General features: G+C 33.7%; 1 protein-coding gene. It reads right to left on the bottom strand.

All coding sequences use genetic code 11. From position 1 onward, the window contains the following. Positions 1-696: iron-containing alcohol dehydrogenase (locus KPL54_RS25850; RefSeq protein ID WP_216109330.1), on the bottom strand; the 696-nt coding region annotated here is incomplete at its 3' end. Position 697: the final 1 nt, after the last annotated feature.

Here is a 697-nt window from a genome sequence, read left to right as displayed (position 1 = left end):
ATTACCTTCAAATGATTTTACTAAATTCTCCTTAATCATAGTTATAGCTTGCATTGCAAGTGGATCTGAGAAATAAGAATGAAGTCCTGCAACATAAGCCTCAAGTGCATGAGTTAATGCATCCATACCTGTGTGTGCTGTTAATTTTGCTGGCATTGTTTGAGCCAGTGATGGATCAATTATAGCTACATCAGGAGTTAAGTTGAAATCTGCTAAAGGATATTTTATTTTCGCTTTATAGTCAGTAATTACTGAAAATGCTGTAACTTCTGATGCTGTTCCACTAGTTGATGGTATAGCTATAAATTTAGCCTTTTGTCTTAAGTCTGGAATACCAAATGGTATAACAGCTTGCTTAAAAGTGAATTCTGGATATTCATAGAAAATCCACATAGCTTTTGCTGCATCAATTGGTGAACCCCCACCGATTGAAATTATTAAGTCTGGCTCAAATTCTCTCATAACTGCTGCGCCGTTCATAACTGTATCTACTGAAGGATCTGGTTCCACTCCAGTAATATGTTTAACTTCAATTCCAGCTTCATTTAAATAAGCTTCAACCTTATCTAAAAATCCAAATTTTTTCATAGAACTTCCACCAGTAACTATTACTGCTTTTTTACCTTTTATGGTTTTTAACACCTCTAAAGAATTTTCTCCAAAATAAATATCTCTTGGTAAAGTAAATCTATTCATT

Origin of the sequence: Clostridium estertheticum, assembly GCF_018861295.1 — a bacterium.
Classification (GTDB): domain Bacteria; phylum Bacillota; class Clostridia; order Clostridiales; family Clostridiaceae; genus Clostridium_AD; species Clostridium_AD estertheticum_D.
The sequence above is the reverse complement of the archived record's forward strand: the minus strand, read 5'-3'. Positions and strand labels throughout refer to the sequence as shown.